At 36.6% G+C, this 16,853-nt stretch carries 17 protein-coding genes; 4 read left to right on the forward strand and 13 right to left on the reverse strand.

Annotated elements, in window-relative coordinates; genetic code table 11:
* Positions 1–352: 352 nt before the first annotated feature.
* From AC1Q8L_RS07550 to AC1Q8L_RS07570, 5 genes are read right to left on the reverse strand one after another with little or no spacing between them, the layout of a single operon-like run.
* Positions 353–1,324, reverse strand: coding sequence for an ABC transporter ATP-binding protein (locus AC1Q8L_RS07550; protein ID WP_000544130.1), 972 nt, complete (start codon positions 1,322–1,324; stop codon positions 353–355).
* The gene (locus tag AC1Q8L_RS07555) at positions 1,317–2,309 is read right to left on the reverse strand and encodes an ABC transporter ATP-binding protein (RefSeq protein WP_001291162.1); all 993 of its coding nucleotides are present in this window, start codon (positions 2,307–2,309) and stop codon (positions 1,317–1,319) included. The genes AC1Q8L_RS07550 and AC1Q8L_RS07555 overlap by 8 nt, the downstream gene beginning before the upstream one ends.
* A 26-nt stretch (positions 2,310–2,335) precedes the next feature.
* Positions 2,336–3,187, reverse strand: a complete 852-nt coding sequence (locus tag AC1Q8L_RS07560; protein ID WP_001065278.1) for an ABC transporter permease — start codon at positions 3,185–3,187, stop codon at positions 2,336–2,338.
* Positions 3,188–3,193: 6 nt separating this feature from the next.
* Positions 3,194–4,144 (reverse strand): ABC transporter permease, encoded by a 951-nt coding sequence (locus AC1Q8L_RS07565; RefSeq protein WP_000278780.1) that lies wholly within the window; start codon positions 4,142–4,144, stop codon positions 3,194–3,196.
* A gap of 55 nt (positions 4,145–4,199) precedes the next feature.
* Positions 4,200–5,786: an ABC transporter substrate-binding protein gene (locus tag AC1Q8L_RS07570; RefSeq protein ID WP_025117822.1), complete on the reverse strand. Its 1,587-nt coding sequence runs from the start codon at positions 5,784–5,786 to the stop codon at positions 4,200–4,202.
* A gap of 318 nt (positions 5,787–6,104) precedes the next feature.
* On the opposite strand from AC1Q8L_RS07570, the gene AC1Q8L_RS07575 reads away from it, so the two are divergent.
* Positions 6,105–6,443 carry a hypothetical protein gene (locus tag AC1Q8L_RS07575; protein WP_000141782.1) on the forward strand — a complete coding sequence of 113 codons (339 nt, stop codon included), beginning with the start codon at positions 6,105–6,107 and terminating at the stop codon, positions 6,441–6,443.
* Between the two features lie 163 nt (positions 6,444–6,606).
* Here AC1Q8L_RS07575 and AC1Q8L_RS07580 read toward each other — a convergent pair whose 3' ends face one another.
* A complete protein-coding gene (locus AC1Q8L_RS07580) occupies positions 6,607–7,584 on the reverse strand; it encodes an ornithine cyclodeaminase family protein (RefSeq protein ID WP_000960318.1) in 978 nt (325 codons plus the stop codon).
* A gap of 19 nt (positions 7,585–7,603) precedes the next feature.
* Positions 7,604–8,608, reverse strand: a complete 1,005-nt coding sequence (locus tag AC1Q8L_RS07585; RefSeq protein ID WP_098312150.1) for a proline racemase family protein — start codon at positions 8,606–8,608, stop codon at positions 7,604–7,606.
* Between the two features lie 208 nt (positions 8,609–8,816).
* On the opposite strand from AC1Q8L_RS07585, the gene AC1Q8L_RS07590 reads away from it, so the two are divergent.
* A complete protein-coding gene (locus tag AC1Q8L_RS07590; protein ID WP_072939984.1) occupies positions 8,817–9,047 on the forward strand; it encodes a YflJ family protein in 231 nt (76 codons plus the stop codon).
* A 143-nt stretch (positions 9,048–9,190) separates the two neighbouring features.
* Here AC1Q8L_RS07590 and AC1Q8L_RS07595 read toward each other — a convergent pair whose 3' ends face one another.
* From AC1Q8L_RS07595 to AC1Q8L_RS07605, 3 genes are all read right to left on the reverse strand, one after another.
* Positions 9,191–10,144 (reverse strand): TRM11 family SAM-dependent methyltransferase, encoded by a 954-nt coding sequence (locus AC1Q8L_RS07595; protein WP_001059320.1) that lies wholly within the window; start codon positions 10,142–10,144, stop codon positions 9,191–9,193.
* Between the two features lie 150 nt (positions 10,145–10,294).
* A complete protein-coding gene (locus AC1Q8L_RS07600; RefSeq protein ID WP_000875328.1) occupies positions 10,295–11,902 on the reverse strand; it encodes an N-acetylmuramoyl-L-alanine amidase in 1,608 nt (535 codons plus the stop codon).
* Between the two features lie 265 nt (positions 11,903–12,167).
* Positions 12,168–13,217 carry a M42 family metallopeptidase gene (locus tag AC1Q8L_RS07605; protein ID WP_000930086.1) on the reverse strand — a complete coding sequence of 350 codons (1,050 nt, stop codon included), beginning with the start codon at positions 13,215–13,217 and terminating at the stop codon, positions 12,168–12,170.
* A 127-nt stretch (positions 13,218–13,344) separates the two neighbouring features.
* On the opposite strand from AC1Q8L_RS07605, the gene AC1Q8L_RS07610 reads away from it, so the two are divergent.
* Positions 13,345–13,524, forward strand: a complete 180-nt coding sequence (locus tag AC1Q8L_RS07610) for a hypothetical protein (RefSeq protein WP_001027083.1) — start codon at positions 13,345–13,347, stop codon at positions 13,522–13,524.
* Positions 13,525–13,545: 21 nt separating this feature from the next.
* Here AC1Q8L_RS07610 and AC1Q8L_RS07615 read toward each other — a convergent pair whose 3' ends face one another.
* From AC1Q8L_RS07615 to AC1Q8L_RS07625, 3 genes are all read right to left on the reverse strand, one after another.
* Entirely contained in the window at positions 13,546–13,872 is a 327-nt protein-coding gene (locus tag AC1Q8L_RS07615) for a nucleoside triphosphate pyrophosphohydrolase (RefSeq protein ID WP_001277348.1), read from the reverse strand.
* A gap of 17 nt (positions 13,873–13,889) precedes the next feature.
* Positions 13,890–14,207 (reverse strand): YjcN family protein, encoded by a 318-nt coding sequence (locus AC1Q8L_RS07620; protein WP_061660965.1) that lies wholly within the window; start codon positions 14,205–14,207, stop codon positions 13,890–13,892.
* 121 nt (positions 14,208–14,328) lie between these two features.
* Entirely contained in the window at positions 14,329–15,141 is an 813-nt protein-coding gene (locus AC1Q8L_RS07625) for an enoyl-CoA hydratase (RefSeq protein WP_001999174.1), read from the reverse strand.
* A gap of 301 nt (positions 15,142–15,442) precedes the next feature.
* On the opposite strand from AC1Q8L_RS07625, the gene AC1Q8L_RS07630 reads away from it, so the two are divergent.
* The gene (locus AC1Q8L_RS07630; RefSeq protein ID WP_098015365.1) at positions 15,443–16,837 is read left to right on the forward strand and encodes an O-antigen ligase family protein; all 1,395 of its coding nucleotides are present in this window, start codon (positions 15,443–15,445) and stop codon (positions 16,835–16,837) included.
* The last annotated feature ends 16 nt before the right edge of the window (positions 16,838–16,853 follow it).

Raw genomic sequence — 16,853 nt, forward strand, 5'->3', positions numbered from 1 at the left:
GCGCTTTGCTTATTTGTCATACTTAAGTCTAAATTTAACCTTACCAATATGAAGGTTATTATAAATTATGCATGTATAACTAATGTTTGTTTCATCTTACAAAATAATACGTACTACATATTGAGTTTATTTACTATAAAAAATGACTTAAATTCTAAAACATTTAATTTTGTAGAACCTGTCCCCTTTGATTACCGCATAATTCCATAGTGTTTTCTCCACCTAATTTTGGAGCACTGCTAATCAAAAATTTTTATTTTTGAACAAGAAGCATTTCGTATCTAATAATTCCCTTTGTTAGCTTAATGCCCATGTAAAACAAAAAGCACCAGGTCCCCCTAGTGCTCTCCCCCTAAAACAAATGACAAGCCACCTGATGCCCCTTCGCAATCTCCACCATTTTCGGTACTTCCTGCGCGCATTTTTCAGTGGCGAATTTGCAGCGCGTTCTGAATTTGCAGCCGGATGGTGAGTTTAGTGGGCTTGGCACTTCTCCCTCTAGGATGATCCGTTCTTTTCCTATGTTTGTTGGATCTGGTTCTGGCATAGATGAGAGTAGTGCTTGTGTGTATGGATGTGCCGGTTTTGTGTATAGGTCTTCGCTGTCGGCAATTTCTACTATGTTTCCTAGGTACATGACTCCGATTCGGTCTGATATGTGTCTTACCATAGATAGGTCATGTGCGATGAATAAGTATGTGACGCCTGTTTCTTCTTGGATGTCTTGCAGCATGTTTACGACTTGTGCTTGGACTGAGACATCAAGTGCTGAGATTGGTTCGTCACATAGGATAAAGTCTGGTTTTACAGATAGTGCGCGCGCGATGCTAATGCGCTGGCGCTGGCCTCCACTAAATTCGTGCGGGTAGCGATATAAATGTTCTTCTTTTAAGCCTACCTTTTTCAGAAGGTCTAAAATGATTTCTTTTTGTTCTTCTTTTTCGTAGGAACCGTGAATGTTCATCGGTTCGCTAATAATTTGGAATACGTTCATTGCCGGGTTTAATGATGCGTATGGATCTTGGAAAATAATTTGCATTCGTTTTCTATATTCTTTTAGTTCACTTTCTTTTAAACTTGCGATATCTTTTCCGTCGAATAAAACGTTACCTGAAGTGACATCGTGTAAACGAATGATGCTTCTTCCTGTCGTTGATTTTCCGCAACCTGATTCTCCTACTAATCCGAATGTTTCACCTTTTTTAATGGTGAAGCTAAGGTCATCGACTGCTTTTAGTTGCTCTGTTTTCCTGCCAAATAGTCCTTTTTTAATAGGAAAATACTTTTTTAAGTTCCGAACTTCAATTAAGTTTTCTTCATGCATGGAAATCACCTACCGCCCTATCATTTAACCAACACATGGAACGTCTTTCGTTTCCGATTTCAAAATATGGTGGACGTTCTTTTTCACAAATATCCATCGCATGCGGGCAACGCTCTGCGAATGGGCAACCTTGTGGCGGGTTTAATAAGTTTGGTGTTACCCCTTGAATAGGAGCGAGTCTTTCTTTTACGCCGTTCGCTATTTTTGGCAGAGAGTTTAATAGCCCTTTCGTATATGGATGATTCGGCGATTGGAAAATATCAAGTACAGATCCTTCTTCCATAATAAGCCCGCCGTACATAACGATGACGCGCGTACAGTTTTGCGCGACAATTCCTAAGTCATGCGTAATAAGAAGTAACGCCATATTCGTTTCGTTCTTTAAGTTTTTCATTAAATCTAGTATTTGTGCTTGTATCGTTACATCAAGTGCAGTCGTCGGTTCGTCAGCAATAAGAAGGTCTGGGTTACAAGACATCGCCATTGCGATCATAACCCGCTGCTTCATACCACCGCTTAGTTCATGCGGATATTGTTTTACCCTTTCTTCTGGTGACGAAAGGCCGACTTGTTTTAACAAGTTAATCGCGATTTGCTCTGCTTCTTTCTTTTTCACTTTTTGATGACGTATAATTACTTCCGTCATTTGTTTCCCAATTTTCACGACTGGATTTAGCGCTGACATTGGGTCTTGAGAGATAAGTGAAATTTGATTTCCTCTAATAGAACGTAATTCTTTTTCAGATTTAGAAAGTATGTTTTCATTATGAAAAAGGATTTCCCCTTCTTTCACTTTTCCTGGTGACGTAACGAGAGACATAACAGACTTCGCCATTACACTCTTTCCGCTTCCAGATTCCCCAACGATACCGACTACTTCTCCTTTATTTAAGCGAAATGTAACGCCGCGAACCGCTTCAACTTCGCCACTTTCTATGAAAAAAGAAGTCTTTAAATTTTTCACTTCTAGTAGTTTTTCAGACACGCTTCTCACTCCTTTCGCTTAACACTTTAGTTTTCATGTCCGGCTCCTTTTGGTGCGAAAGCTTTCTTCAATGCTTCACCAATTACGTTAAAACTAAGTACCGTTAAAAGGATAAGGAATCCTGGGAAGAGTGTTAAATACCAAGCTTCACCAATATATCCTTGCGCATTGTTTAACATGCTGCCCCAAGAAGAATCTGGTTCTCTAATACCTAAACCTAAAAAACTAAGTGATGATTCCATTAAAATCGATGTCGCAATTGTTAATGTCGCAGCGATAATAATGGTTGATAAAATGTTAGGAATGATATGTCTTACAATAATCATAAGTGATTTTTGTCCTGATACTTTTGCGTATAAAACGTACTCACGCTCTTTTACAGATAACGTTTCTGCCCTTACAATACGGGCGGTGTCCATCCATGTTAGTAATCCGATAATAAGAACTAACGTCGTAATTCCTGGTTTTAAATACGCATTTAATAGTAGCATTAAAAAGAATGATGGAATTGACATAAGCACTTCAACAACTCGCATTAAAAAGTTGTCTAACTTTCCGCCAAAATATCCGCTAATTGTTCCAACTGCGGTACCGATTGTAATAGAAACAACCATCGCAAGAAAACCGACCGCAAGTGAAACTCGTCCGCCATATAACGCTCTCGTTAAGTAATCTCTTCCGTAATCATCCGTTCCGAAAGGATGACTCATACTTGGTTCTTGTAAGCGATCTGGAATCGACATTTTGCTAGGATCGTACGGCGATACGAATGCGAAAATTGATGCGACCGTTAAAATCGCAAGTATAATAACTCCCATTGCAACAAACTTATTTTTCGTAAAGCTATGTTTTATCGTTTGAAATCTCCTATTATTCATTCCAAATCACCCCCTCATTCGAATGCGCGGATCTACTACGCCATATAAAATATCAGCAATTAAGTTACCGAGAATTAACATGAATGATGATAGTAATGTAATTGCCATGATAATCGGATAATCAAATCTAAAAATAGCATTTACCCCAAGTGAACCAAGACCCGGCCATGAAAATACTGTTTCCGTAATAAATGCTCCGCCTACTAAACTTGGAATCGATAATCCGAAAATTGTAATGATCGGTATTAATACATTTCGAAGTACGTGATTAAATAACACCGTTTTCTTTGAAGCGCCGTACGCATATTGAATTTGTACATATTCTTCTTCTAATTGCTGAATCGTACTTGAACGAATATATCTCATATAAACAGATACGTTTTGGAACGCTAGCACCATGCAAGGTAAAATGCCGTGTTGCACAATATCCCAAACAGAATCTTTACCAACGGTGCGCATACCCATACTCGGAAGTAGGTTCCATTTTAAAGAGAATAAGTAGACTAATAGTAGTGCAAACCAGAAAACCGGCATAGAAATACCAACATATGAAATAAAGTTTACAATGCGGTCAAAGAATGAATTCTTTTTCACACCTGTAAATAGTCCAAGCGGTATTGCGATTACGAATGAGACGAGTAAAGATGATCCCATTAACCCAATTGTTGCAGGTAATCTTTCTGTGATAAGTTCCAAAACAGGACGATGATTTTGAAGTGAGTAACCAAAGTTTCCTGTTAAAATGTTTTTTAACCATAAAAAATACTGCACGTAAATTGGTTGATCTAGTCCTAAACTTTTGCGAATACGCTCAACATCAATTGGACTCATATTTGGCGTAACAAAGTTTCGAACAGGATCCCCCGGCGCTAGCTTTATTAATAGAAAAGAAATAATAGAAATAACAAATAAAAGCGGAATTGCATTTAAAAGCCTCTTCGCAATTACTTTATACACAAACTTCCCCCCTCAAGCTAAAGAAGCTGATTTCCACCAGCTTCTTTATTGTTTCTTATTTCACTTCATAAATCTTAGATAGATCTTCAAACATTGTGACAGGAATTGCTTTTGCTTCTTTTAATCCATCAAACTTTTTATCTACTGCAATAACTGCTTTCGGATATGCGATTGGTAGATAAGGTACATCTTCTCTAGCTGTTTCTTGAATTTTATGGTATAGCTCTGCACGTTTTGTTTTATCTGTTTCAACTGCAGCTTCTTCCCATAACTTATCGAAATCAGCGTTTTTATAACGTGCATAGTTGTATTCAGCATTGCTTAAGAATAAGCTCTTATATGAATCTGGCTCAGGTCCCATTATGTAACCACCAAATGTAATGTCATATTCTTTATTCTCTTTATCTAAGCCTTTTTCACTTGCCGCACTAGCATCTAATGCATTTAGTTCAACTTCTAAGCCAACTTCTTTTAATTTTTGTTGTGTATATAACGCTAAGCTTTCCATAATTTTATTATTCGTTACATACATCACACGTACTTTTTCCTTATCTTTCACGCCAGCTTTTGCTAATAAATCTTTCGCTTCTTTTTTATCATACTTATAGTCTTTAATATCTTTCGCATAATACATAGCGTCTGGCGTTAAGATTGAATTTGCTGGTTCTGCAAATTCACCTGAAACGAATGCTGAGTTAATCATTTCTTTTTTATCTAACGCATGCGCAATTGCTTGACGCACTTCTTTTTTCTTCATAAGATCAGTATTCATGTTATAAGATAAGTAGAATAATCTACCTTCAGGGAATGTCACCATTGAGAAGTTCCCAGTACTATCTAGTTTCTTAAAGTCTTGCGGCTCAATCATTTTCATGTTGATTTGACCATTTTGCAGTGAAACATTTGCTGTATTACGGTCTTTTACAACTCGGTATACGATAGAGTCTAATTTAGCTTTCCCACCTACATAATCATCGAATCGATCTAATGCAACGTACTCATCTGATTTATATTCTTTAAACTTAAACGGACCTGACCCTACAGGTTGTAAGTTTTTCTTACTCTTCGCTAAATCTGCTTCCCCTTCAAATACATGTTTCGGAATCGGGAAGAAATCATTCATCACACCTTCGAAAGATGCGCTTACTTGTGGTAAAACGAATTGAGTTGTTAACTCATCTACCTTTTTCACCTCAAGCGGCTTTCCTTTAAAAATAAAGTTTTCACGACTTGAGCTATTTTGCTTCTCATCTAAAATAGATTGGAATGTAAATGCTATATCGTCTGATGTAATTTTCTTACCATCATGCCATTTCAAATTATCTTTTAACTTCAGTGTCCACGTTAATTGATCTTCTGAAGGCGTAAAGCTCTCAGCAAGAACAAACTTTTTCTTACCGTCTTCCATATGATATAGCGGCGCATATAAAGCTTGCTGCACAGTTAATGACACACGATCATTCGCATAAAGCGGATTCATCGTATCTGGATTATCGCTAACACCAATCGTTAACGCCCCTCCGTCTTTCGGAGTCCCTGATTTACTAGTGCTCGCTTGCTTCGAATCTTTTTCCCCTGAACAAGCAGCTAATGCAATAAATAATAGTAGGACAAATGGTAATATAAACAACTTCTTCTTCATATTTCGACCCCTCTCGACTATTTACACCTATAAGAAAACTCGGAATTAATACCGAGTTTTCTTATAGGTTTTAAATTACCACTACCCGTATGTATTGTCAAACTTTTTCGCAAAGGTAGAAAGTTTGTAATCTATTAATGCATTCTTGCGATAAACTATATTTATGCGGAGAAGAAAATAAAAAGACCACGAATAAGTAGCCTCATAAAATGAGTTAAAAAACTATCAACTTACAGAAAATCCCTCTAAAATGATTGTTTTATATGATCGAAAATGTAGAATGGGATTAAAGACAAAAAACACATTTAGGAGGTTATCATGACATTTGATGAATTGAAAAAAAATAAACCAACAACCTCATGGGTTGAGTATGATGAAGATGGGGAATTTTTTACTGAAGAAAATATAAGTGCAACAAATACAGTTCTTGACACTTACATTAACAATTTACAGCGATTAGGAGAGAATCCAACCGAAGTCGAAGTAATGCAAGTTGTTAAAGAGGTAGTTATTAAATTAAATGAATTAAATATCGAACATGACCATTTTATCGAAACAATGGAAAGAGAAGATCTCTATGAATTTATCGATACAGCAGCACGAATAGCTGGCTTAGAATCCGAGGAAGATATAACAGAAGAATGGCGTGAATGGTAAAAAGTTGCATCTCTAATAATTAGAGGTGCAACTTTTTCATATACCAATTGAATGAATGATTTGATGTCCGCGCAGAATTCATATATTTCAACATAATATTAAAAGGCTTCAATTATAAATACTAGCACACCCATCCTGACAAAAAGACCACCAAAAGGCAGTCTCAAAACTCAATCTTATTCCCTACTCCTTGCTCCACCGCTTTCTCATACAAATACTTCGCAACGATAATATCTACTACCGCCAAACCAACTGATTTGAAAATAGTAATCTCTTCATCATTTTCGCGGCCAGCTTTTTCTTTGCTTATAATTTGACCAAGTTCAGCGTGAATGGCGTTTGCTTTGAATAGACCTTCTTTTATCGGAACTTGAAGGTCTCCTGTTTCGTCTAGTGCTGCTTCTTTTGATTCGACTACTACTTTGTTTGCTTCAGCTATGGCATGTGAGGGTAGTTCTTGCATGCTCGGTCTGAATGAGCCGACGGCGTTTACGTGGACGCCTTTTTGTAGTGTTTCTGAGAAGACTGGTGTGGTTGCGTTCGTAGTTGTGACGATAATGTCTGCTTCACGTATTGCTTCATTTGGATCCCTGTAAACGTAAGCAGGTTTACCAAATTTCTCTTGTATATGTTGCGCAAATGCATACGCTTTTTCTTCTGTTCGATTGTATAAGATGACTTTTTCGATATCTCTAACTGCAAATATTGCTTCGGCAATTCCTTTCGCTTGTTCGCCCGTGCCGATAATGCATAAAGTTTTTGCATTATGACGAGCTAAATATTTTGTCGCTACTCCTGATAAGGCGCCCGTTCGGATCATCGTTAAGTACGATCCTTCTAGAAGTGCGAGCGGTTCTCCCGTTTGAAAGTCTGATAGCATCACAATCCCATTGATCGTTTTCTTTCCTATCTGTTTATTTTGCGGGACTACCGTTACTATTTTTACTCCAAGTGCCTCAAGTCCTTCCGCTACTGAAGGCATAATTAATGCCGTATTTTGCTCGTTCGCAAATGGTAATGAGCCTCTTATTGGTGTAATCGTTCTTTCTGCGGAAAATTCTTTTAAAGCAAGCGCCGCGTATTCAATAACTTCATTCATATTTACTAAGTTTCTTTGTTCGTTCGCGCTTATAACTAGCATATCTTTCCACCTCCTCCTTCTATCCTAACAAAAATCCCCGTTTCAAATCATCTCTCGGGTCTACAACGAACTGATGAAATCCTGTAATAAAGGCATTCCCCGTTACTTTTGGAACGACAGCTTCATATGTATCTACTGCGGTTACCGACAATACTTCCCCCTCGAATTTCCCGTCAGTAATGCATTCATGGACGAAAATTTCTCCCTTTTGTAAAGCATCTTTTTCAAAAAGAGTTGCGATTCTTGCGGAAGTTCCTGTACCGCAAGGAGAACGATCTACTTGCCCATCAGCAAAAATCGTTACATTTCGTAGCGTAGCACCTTTGTCTTTCGGTTCATCTGAAAAGATAACGCCGTATATTCCTTTCAATCCTTCTTCAAGTGGATGTTTCACTTCCATTTTGCTCTCTAAATAATGTTTAATTTTACCGCCCCACGTTTGAATAGCGGGCAAGTCTTTAAAATCAACTTTCAAACCAAATTCTTTACAGTCTACAACAGCGTAAAATGCTCCTCCAAACGCGATATCTACTTGGAATTCATAGTTATCTATTTTAATAGAAACGTCTTTTTTGTATACAAATGAAGGAACATTTTCAAATGATACAGATTCTACTTCACTCCCGTTATATTTTGCATACGCAATAACTTCTCCGGCTGGGCTATCAATAATGAACTTTTGTTTTTCACCCTTTACTTCAAACATGCCTGTTTCAATTCCAACTGTAATGACAGCAATAATGCCATGACCACACATCGTACTCCATCCTTCATTGTGCATAAATAAAACACCAAAATCAGCGTGGGCACTTGCTGGCGGTGTAATGATACAACCGTACATTCCGTGATGCCCTCTCGGTTCATACATCAGAATTTCACGAAGGTAATCCAAATGTTCCATACAGTATGCGCGTCTTTCCAGCTGCGTTTCCCCTTTTATTTCTGGCACGCCGCCCGTAATAATTCGAAGCGGTTCCCCAGCTACGTGTGCATCAATCGTTGTATATATTTTACTAACCTTCATTTCTATCTCTCCCCTATACGTTGATACTATTTCCAACGCAAGTATCATGCCAAATCGTATAGCATTACTTTTTTCAAATCCCCTCAGTAATGTGTATTCTTTTTTCAACAAATTCATATACAACTGTCTACTTTTTTATACACGGCTTGGACGTTACGTTATAAAACACCTCGATAACTTTGCAATTCCTCTCGTACACACATGCAAAATTCCCTTTATCATTATTATTTTCAATGTAAAGTTACTTCGCTCCCATACATATACTGTTCAAAAGCAAAAAGGAAGTGATCCCATGTATTACGGAACAAAGGGCTGGTACGTAGCTGAACTAAAAAAATTAGGCGTACGCTATCATGAAGGACGAAAACTAGAAAGTTACCGCGGACACGTATTACGCAATTTATTAATCGCACAACAAGAAAAATTAAAAGAACAGTAATATTCTAATGTAACGATATCGGCGATTCGCCATGGAATATCGACTTACCGACAAATTCCGCTAATTCATCTATCTACACCACCAATCAATCACACATCAAACTACAATAGAAAAAGGTCACCCAAACGGGTGACCTTCCTTTCTTATTCACAAACAAGAATTTGTCTAGTAAATGATCCTTTTCTTGTAATACAGCGATCTGTAATTTCAAATCCTGCTTCATGGATCATGTCGTCCATTGTTTCCATCGTGACAACGACTACTTTTTTCGCGATGCGGCGTGCACTTGAAAGAATTGATAGTTGATCTTCTGGTGTGGCGTGCGTAAATAGATCGTACGGCATATCGATAATGGCAACGTCGTAGTTCTCAGTAATTTCCTCGATTGGTCCTTTTGTTACTGTTCCTTCAAATCCGAAATGTGCGATATTTTTTCTTGTTCCAAGAACTACAAGTGGATTTATATCTCTACCAACGATGTTAATCCCCATAGAAAGTGCTTCTACTACTACTGTTCCAATACCGCAGCACGGGTCAATTGCTCGTACTCCCTCTGGATTTGGTACAGCGATATTTGCAACCGATCTCGCAACACGTGTGCTAAGTGATGTCGAATAACTATGCGGTTTTTTTATGTGATGATACCAAACTGGTTCGCTTTCTACATAGTGCCCGAAGTACCAGCGTCCTCCAAGAGGAACAATCCCGAATACACGCTCTGGATTACGAACATCCGCTTCTCCTTCAATATGCATGCCAAGGTCTCGTTCAATAAGACGTCTTTCTCCATATTCAATTTTATTTTCTCCAACGAGGTCATTGATTTTAACGAAGATAACTTTAAACGACGCCCCCGCTAAATCAATTTGTTCCACTTGTTTTAAAATGCTTTCTAAGTCGTCCCCTTCATACATAACCTCAACGCGCTCTTTCATAAACGCACTTCTACTTGGGTCAATTTTTACATCACTTTTTAAAATATTAACGTGCGACTCCATTCCAAAGAACGAGCGCATTTCCAAGTAACATAAAGCACGCTCCTCCTCACGAAATGCATACGTATATATACAGGCAGGTGTTTTACTATGATTATTCAATCTATTATCATCCTCTATCGTTTAAAATTGTTATGATTACAATTACTCAAATACTTTTTTGTATATAAAATTAAATGATATCATATGCCGGAAATAAAGAGAAACGTTAATAAATAAAAGAGACTGCCAATGGCAATCTCTTATTATTTATTAACGGAAAGAAGACACGTTGTTACCCATTTCTTCATAGTAATCTAAAATACCTTGATAAATAGCTTCCGCTGCATTTTGTCTTTGCGCTGGTGTAGCTATTTTATCTGCATCACTTTTATTATCTACAAATGCTAATTCTGCTAATACAGCTGGCATTGTATTTTCTCTAATTACGTATAAATCGCCTTTTTTCACACCACGATCTTTTGTTCCCAGTGCATCTACAAGACGCTCTTGAATTTTTTCTGCTAATAAACGACTTTCTGATACGTTAGGATTTGTTCCTCTTGCTGTCGCTGATTCATAGTAGAATGTTTCTGTACCTTGTCCATTTTTCTCTTCCGTGCCATTACCATGAATACTTACAAAAATATCCCCATTATTTTTTTGAGCAAATTCTACACGTTTCTTTAAAGAATCAGAAGCACTTGTTCCTGGACGTGTATCATCTGTACGAGTGAATAACACAGTAAATGGTGTCTTTTTCTCAAATATTTTCTGTAATCGTAATGATACATCTAATACAGTTTCACTTTCTTTCTCATAATAACCTGGATTACCTGAATCTGCTCCACCATGACCTGGATCAATGATAATCGCTTTTCCTTCTAAGAAGTTACCTTGCTTCACTGGATTTAATTGATTTTTATTAACCCATTGGAAACCAGCGCCCATGCGGATACGAATCCAGCTGCCATTCTCTTCAATAACAGTTACTTGCTGTGCGTTATGTGTTCCCATTACTTTTGACGAAGAAGAAGCTTCTGCATAAGTAGTGAATCCTTCATTAATAACTTCCGTTTTCTCTACTAAAGGTGTCCATTTATCACCGTTACTTGTTGCAATTTTGATCCATCCATCTCGTTCTTCTTTAATTTCTACCGTTTGTGGATTATGCTGATTCGCACTAATCCCAGAACTTAATGATGGTGCGTGATATGTAATGAATTTTCTATCTATGTACATTTTCTTTGTTTCTACTGGACGATCACTATTCTTGCTAAATTTATCTGTTTGCGCAGTAAGCTGAGCTGCTTGTTCACGCGTAATAGAATCATTCGGTTTCCAGCCATTCTCTGTACCTAAAGAAAGTTTTAATTCTACTAAAATATTAACTTCTTCTTTACCCCAATGATTCTCTAAATCAGCGAATTTTGTAGGAACTGGTCCTGTTACTTTGCTTTTCAGATTATATGCTCTTACAAGCATAGCTGCCATTTCAGCACGAGTTACTTTTCCTTCAGGATCAAATACTCCTGGTTCTCGCCCTTTAATAATATTCTCTTTTTCCATGGCTGCAATAAATGAAGCTGCCCAATTATTTTTTGCATCATTATAAGACGGCTTTGCATTCGGATCTACTTTAGCACCAATTGCTGTTGCGATAATCTTTGCTGCCTGGGCACGTGTTAAATTTCCGTATGGCATAAAGTTACCATCTGGCATACCGTTAATTACATTTCTCTCTACTAAATAATAAATTGCGTCTTTCGACCACGCACTATCTGAAACATCAGGAAATTTCTTCGTTTCTGCTAAACTACTAATTGGATGTGCTAGTAAATTTGCTGCTAATAAACCTGCGGCTATTGCTTTGTACTTCATGAAAAATAAATCTCCTCTCAAAACTTCATATTCATACAATTTTTTTATTCAAGCTAACTAAAAAATATTAACTATTAATTAATTCCTTTCATAGTGTATAACATTATATATCTATAGTAAATACGTTTCCGGCCGTATAACAAAAATCGCATATATATAACTTATAATGAATGTATATAAAATAAAATTTTAATCAACCCACAAATAGCAGGATAAAAAAAACGATTAGGACATGTCTCCTAATCGCTTTTTATTATCTATGAAATTATTCTTCAATTAAATTAGACATTACATATGCATACACTAATGCTTCTGTATGCGCAATAGAACTTTCATGTGTACGTTCAAATGCGTGAGAAGAATCAATACCCGCTCCAATTAAAGCATGTTTCACATCAAATCCCGCGCGAATCGCAGCTGATGCATCAGATCCGTAGTATGGATAGATATCTACTTTATATTCAATATGATTCGTTTTCGCAAGCTCTACTAAATGTTTACGCAGTGCGTAATGATACGGGCCGCTAGAGTCTTTTGCACAAATAGATACTGTATATTCATCAGATGTTTGTCCATCACCTAACGCTCCCATATCAACTGCTAAGTATTCAACAGTTTCTTCTGGAATGTTAGAATTACCACCGTATCCAATCTCTTCATTATTAGAAATTAAGAAATGCGTCGTATATGGTAATGTTACGTTTTCATCTTGTAATCTTTTAATTAATTTTAATAAAATCGCAACACTTACTTTGTCATCTAAATGACGTGATTTTATGTATCCACTCTCTGTAATTTGAACGCGTGGATCAAATGACACGAAGTCTCCTACTTCAATTCCTAATTCGCGTACTTCATCAGCTGAAAATACGCGCTCATCAATACGAACTTCAATATTTTTCTCATCGCGTTTTGCTTCACCTGCATCTTTATATACATGTACAGATGTTTGATGCATTAAAATCGTTCCTGTATACGTCTTGCCACTTGATGTTTCAATTTCGCAATATTCTCCTTCTACAGAGTTCCAACGAAATCCACCAATCATAGAAAGACTCAGGCGACCATCAGGCTTAATTTCTTTCACCATCGCACCTAACGTATCAACGTGTGCCGTTAATAAGCGGTGCTGCGCATCATTCTTCCCTTTTACCGTTAAAATAAGAGCACCCTTATTATTACGTTTCGTTTCTACGTTCCACTCACTTACATAGTTTTCAATGAAATTAATAATTTTTGCTGTATTTCCAGATGGACTCGGAATAGAGACAAGCTCCTTGATCAATTCCATCGTTTCTTTCGTATGATGTGCCATTGTCGTTTCCTCCTCATTTTCTCTACTATTCAGTATACAAAATTCGCCAGAAAACCTCTACTTATATAGCTTAATTTTCTAAATTGTAGTAAAATTCTTTTTAGTATACAAAAAGGAGTCCTGAAATATGAATATATCAAAAAAATATATACACATTGCACTCATTTGGTTTTTAGCATCATTATTTTGTTTACAAATCTCTTATGCCATTCATACTACTACTTCTATTACAATCGGCTGGATATTAACAGCTATCTTCTTCATTATTAGCTTCATTGCAACAAAAAAGCATAGCGTTACTCATTAACGCTATGCTTTTCCTATAAAACTATTCTTCTGAAACGTCTAATAAATAAATACCTCTTTCAAATCCACCGCGCTCTACTTCTTTTTTCTTACGAAGGCGTTCTACATCTTCAATCGATGCACCTTCTGCACGTGCTAATGAAATGATAACTTCTAGCGCATCCGCAAGAGAATCTAGCGCATGTTCGCGTTCTTTCATAGAAGCAAATTCACGAATTTCTTCCGTTCCAATTTTCGCTAAAGCCTGTATGTATGCTTGCCCTGTTAATTTTTGTGCTGTATACGTTTTTCCAGACATTAAAATCTTCTCTGGAACACGATCTCTTACTAACTTGTTATATGCTGACATCATTCATCCTCCTATATTTAATAACATCCGAGCTCTGCTTTATAGAAAAACCATTTTTTCTTCACGCACGCACTTAACATATCAATTCCTGATCCATGTGCTCTTACATGTGGAAAGAAATAGTGCTCTAAGTCTTCGTCCTTACCATATAGAGTTTGATACTCATCTAGAATCGCTTCTTTTTTCACATCTTTTTCTTTCGTCACCCCATCAGAAAATGCAACACTTGGATGTCCCTCAAAAAACAACGCAGTCCGAACTGCCAAAGATGGTGTACTATGCAAAGCAGAATATGTAAGCAAAATAATAGTAATAACACCGATCATTTTCTTCATGTATTACTCCTTAAAAAAAGTGCTAACACAATTATACTAAAATGTGTTAGCACTTTCTCCCCTTTATCCCGAATTAACGAGCTAATAATCAGTGAGGAATGGACAAAATCCTCACTTCACTTTATTCCCCTTTAAATGCTGGTAAACGTTTCTCTAAAAACGCAGCAATTCCTTCTTTATGATCCGCTGTTTGTCTCATTGCATATTGACCACGCTTCTCTAATTGCAATGTTTGCTCTAAATTAGAGCGATTTACTTCACATAAAATTTGCTTCGTTTGAATCATTGCTTTAATCGGTTTTTGTGACCATTCATTAATTTTTTGCTTCACAGCCGTTTGGAAATCTTCGCCGATTACTTCATCAATTAAGCCGATATCAAGCGCTTCTGTCGCTGATAATTTCTTACCTTCCCAAATAATTTGCTTCGTCATATTTTCACCGACGCGCTTTTGAAGGAAGAAATGACCGCCTCCATCTGGAATTAAAGCGATTCCAATAAAGTTCATCGCAATAACAGATGATATATCCGCCATTACATAATCAGCTGTTAACGCAATACTTAACCCAAGACCTGCAGTTGGTCCATGAATTGCACTAATAACAAGCTTTGGCATCGTATATAACGTCACGACAACTTCAGAAATAGTATTCATAATGCCATCAAACTTACTTTCATCATTACTTGAAAGCATCGATTTAATATCCCCACCCGCAGAAAAACCACGGCCGTTCCCACATAACACAACGATATGCGCAGAACTTTCCGCTACTTCTTTCAACTTTTGTAATAACTCTTTTAATGTCGGCTCATCTAACGCATTTAACACCTCTGGGCGATTGACCATAACCGTTGCAACGTGGCCTTCATATTTCACAACGACAGATTCTGTTTTACTTGTTATTTCCATTATATATACCCCTCTTTTCTCCATAAAGATTATACTTATATAATTATAGAGAACCATTGAAAAATCCTTCTTTTTTCTCAATTTTCTGTCTAATAATCTCGCAATTTGTACATATACCGTATAAAACATACAATTCCGTTGAAAAATATAGAAATTAAAGTCGGTTTATCCATGCTTTTCATCTATTTACCATTACAATGAAATGGTGTATTCTTAAGTTTGATAAAAAAACAAATATTGAAATTCATTCGCCTTACTATGTAAAAAAGGCTTTATACCCATCTTTTGGGTGTTGTAATAAAGGAATGAAGAACTGGAGGAACATATGGTTAATAAGTTGAAACAAACGGATAACTACTTCCCACATTTCCTATTGCTATTCATTGTGTTTCAACCAATTTTAGATTTATTAACATCTTTTTCAATCTATATATTACACATGAGCGCAACAGTTGGAGTTGTAGTCCGTTTCGCCTTTATGCTTCTTGCATTAGGATACCTACTTCTTCATCACAAACAACAAGATGCGAAAAAGTACATCCTCTATTTATGTTTACTCGGAATCGCACTCGCAATCGGTCTTGTAAATAATATGATGGTTAAATCTCCAGTTTCATTTGGAGAAGAAGTTAAATTCATTTTAAAGAGCGTATATCCAATTGTGCTACTGTTTGGATATATTATCGCCTTTAAAGAGCTAAAAAATAAAGAGTATGTATTTCATAAAATCATTACATATTTCTTATATGCAACTTTAATTTTAAGCATCACAATGATTGTCGCAATGCAAACTGGAACGGATTTCCCAAGCTATCCTCATTCAAAAATCGGTTCAAGAGGTTGGTTCTTCGCTGGAAATGATTTAAGTTCTCTTTTCGCCATTATGTTCCCAATCATTGTCTTATATTCAATTCATAAAACAACTTCTTTCTCGAAAATATATTACTGGATTCCAACAATACTTGCGATGTATGCAAGTATTATGGTCGGAACGAAAGTCGGATATGGCGCAATTGTTATTACATTAGGCGTAGCACTTTTCTTCTCATTCATTGAGTACATGATAAATCGTAAAAAAGAAGGAAAAGGATTCACACATATTGTAAATACCGTTGTTGCAGCTGTTATACTAGGAGGTTTAATTGCTCTTACACCGCATACTCCTATCGCAAAAAATATGGGCATTCACATGCAAATATACGAATACAAAAAATCAGTACAAGAAGAGAAAGATCGAAAAGAAGGAAAAGTAATTAAAGAAGATCCAGAAGATGCAAAAAAACATGCAAAAGGTGAACTTACAGATTCTGAAGTGAAAAGTTTAATTTACAGTGATCGCGACAAATTCTTAAAAACATACAAACAGTACTATAAAGACGCACCGCTTTCACAAAAACTATTCGGAATGGGTTACGCTGGTAACTACACAGATAAAATTAAATTAATTGAAATGGACTTCCATGACCTATTTTTCGCCTTTGGAATTGTCGGTTTCCTTATTTACTTAATACCACTTCTATACTTTGGTATTAAATTATTCATCCGCATGATCACAAACTTTAAGAAAATCATGACTGTAAAGTATATGCTATTAGCGAGCACACTCATTCTATCACTTGGCATTGGCTTTATGTCTGGCCACGTATTAACAGCGCCAGCCGTTAGCATTTTCTTCGTTGTTATTCTCGCTTATATCATTGTTGATTTTGAAATTGAATAAAAAAGAAGGTGCTACG

The sequence above is a fragment of the Bacillus sp. GW823-FHT06A11 genome, from assembly GCF_058795355.1.

Bases quoted from the DNA above. Each gene is read 5' to 3' on its own strand.
- AC1Q8L_RS07585 (WP_098312150.1), bottom strand. From the start codon at position 8,608: ATGAAGGTTAGTAAAATATATACAACGATTGATGCACACGTAGCTGGG.
- AC1Q8L_RS07580 (WP_000960318.1), bottom strand. From the start codon at position 7,584: ATGCTAGTTATAAGCGCGAACGAACAAAGAAACTTAGTAAATATGAAT.
- AC1Q8L_RS07620 (WP_061660965.1), bottom strand. From the start codon at position 14,207: ATGAAGAAAATGATCGGTGTTATTACTATTATTTTGCTTACATATTCT.
- AC1Q8L_RS07550 (WP_000544130.1), bottom strand. From the start codon at position 1,324: ATGCATGAAGAAAACTTAATTGAAGTTCGGAACTTAAAAAAGTATTTT.
- AC1Q8L_RS07625 (WP_001999174.1), bottom strand. From the start codon at position 15,141: ATGGAGAAAAGAGGGGTATATATAATGGAAATAACAAGTAAAACAGAA.
- AC1Q8L_RS07630 (WP_098015365.1), top strand. From the start codon at position 15,443: ATGGTTAATAAGTTGAAACAAACGGATAACTACTTCCCACATTTCCTA.
- AC1Q8L_RS07560 (WP_001065278.1), bottom strand. From the start codon at position 3,187: ATGAATAATAGGAGATTTCAAACGATAAAACATAGCTTTACGAAAAAT.
- AC1Q8L_RS07575 (WP_000141782.1), top strand. From the start codon at position 6,105: ATGACATTTGATGAATTGAAAAAAAATAAACCAACAACCTCATGGGTT.
- AC1Q8L_RS07605 (WP_000930086.1), bottom strand. From the start codon at position 13,217: ATGGCACATCATACGAAAGAAACGATGGAATTGATCAAGGAGCTTGTC.
- AC1Q8L_RS07615 (WP_001277348.1), bottom strand. From the start codon at position 13,872: ATGTCAGCATATAACAAGTTAGTAAGAGATCGTGTTCCAGAGAAGATT.
- AC1Q8L_RS07600 (WP_000875328.1), bottom strand. From the start codon at position 11,902: ATGAAGTACAAAGCAATAGCCGCAGGTTTATTAGCAGCAAATTTACTA.
- AC1Q8L_RS07570 (WP_025117822.1), bottom strand. From the start codon at position 5,786: ATGAAGAAGAAGTTGTTTATATTACCATTTGTCCTACTATTATTTATT.
- AC1Q8L_RS07610 (WP_001027083.1), top strand. From the start codon at position 13,345: ATGAATATATCAAAAAAATATATACACATTGCACTCATTTGGTTTTTA.